This window comes from Bradyrhizobium sp. 190, from assembly GCF_023073415.1.
Classification (GTDB): domain Bacteria; phylum Pseudomonadota; class Alphaproteobacteria; order Rhizobiales; family Xanthobacteraceae; genus Bradyrhizobium.
The window spans coordinates 1-1,522 of record NZ_JADPJL010000056.1 but is presented as its reverse complement, the minus strand read 5'-3'; the positions used below and the strand labels follow the sequence as shown (position 1 = coordinate 1,522).

Sequence of the window (1,522 nt, the reverse complement as noted above, 5' to 3'; positions counted from 1 at the left end):
GCCGATTGTGTTGAAGAAGTCCGCGAACCGGCAATTTGGGATCGGGCAATGCGACCGGCGCACGGGTGCTTGATTGCGCCTAGGCGGGCTGGAGCGCAGGGATCGGGATCAGCTTTGCGAGCTTCCGGAGGTTCTGCGCCGTTGCGGCAAGGAGGAACTCGTCTCGAGCGCCCAACGGGCCTCTTAGCCTGAGACGGTCGAGGCGCAGGATGCGCTTGAGGTGCGCGAAGAGCATCTCAATCTTCTTCCGTTCGCGCCGGGACCTGACATAGGCATCAGTCTTGGCAATATCGCGCGCAACGTCTCGGGCCTTTTCGTGGATTGAACGTGGGACCTTGCGGGCGGGCATCTTCGGACAGCAACGTGGCTTAAGCTCGCAGGCGTCGCAATCATGTTTGACGGCGCGATAGAGCAGTGTTGCTCCATCATTCACCAGGGTCCCCGTGGAAGTCAGCACCTTGCCAGCCGGGCAGATGTAAACGTCGCTTTGTTGATCGTAGGCGAAGTCTTCCCGCGCGAACGTTCCATCGGTGCGAGCCGACTTGTCGAACACCGGAATGTGCGGCTCAATCGCCCGCTCGTTGACTAGCCATCCCAGCATCTCCGCCGAGCCGTAGGCACTATCGGCGGCCAGGCGCTCGGGACAGAGTTCAAGGCGCTCTTCAGTGCGCTCAATCATTGTGCGTGCCGCGCCGACCTCGGCCTGCCGGATCGCTCGCGTCGCCTCGACGTCGACGATGATCGCGACCTTCAGGTCGATGAGGTAGTTGTTGGCGTAGGCAAAGAAGGCATGTCCTTTGTGAGCGCCAGTCCATTGCGCGGCCGGATCCGACTTCGAGATGAACTTCGGCACGGTTTCGCTCGCCGCGCCCCATGCTGCCTCATCCAGGGTGTCGAGATACTCCCGGACGGATCGGCGCGTCCTGGCAATGGCTTTCCAGTCAACCTCGTCAGACCCAGCAGCAGAACGCTGCTTGTTGGCGTCAGCGGCAATCAGGCTGGCATCGACCGCAAAAGCTGCCCCGTCTATCAACCCTTCTGCCATGCAGCGCCGAACCACGGTCTCGAACAGCTTGCGCAGCAGATCGCAATCACGGAAGCGGCCATGCCTGTTTTTGGAGAATGTCGAGTGGTCCGGCACCTCGCCGCCAAGCCCGAGCCGACAGAACCAGCGGTAGGCAAGGTTCAGGTGCACCTCCTCGCATAACCGCCGTTCGGAACGAATGCCGTAGCAGTAGCCAACCAGCAGCATCCGCACGAGCAGTTCGGGATCAATCGAAGGCCGGCCAGTCGAGCCGTAAAATGGAGCCAAGTGGCTCCGAACCTCTGACAAATCGACGAACCGGTCGATCGCCCTCAGCAAGTGAGCGGCCGGAACATGTCGTTCAAGTGAGAACTCGTAGAACAGCGCCGCCTGATCGACTTGCCGCGGACCCATCATCGATTCAAGTCTCCCGCCCACACCGACAGAATGAATCAGTGATCTCCTTCGGATTCAACGGTCGAGTTTTTCAACACAATC

General features: G+C 60.4%; 1 protein-coding gene. It reads right to left on the bottom strand.

All coding sequences use genetic code 11. The features are described from left to right. Positions 1-79 precede the first annotated feature (79 nt). Positions 80-1,441 carry an IS1182 family transposase gene (locus IVB22_RS27240; RefSeq protein WP_247520321.1) on the bottom strand — a complete coding sequence of 454 codons (1,362 nt, stop codon included), beginning with the start codon at positions 1,439-1,441 and terminating at the stop codon, positions 80-82. Between the last annotated feature and the right edge of the window lie 81 nt (positions 1,442-1,522).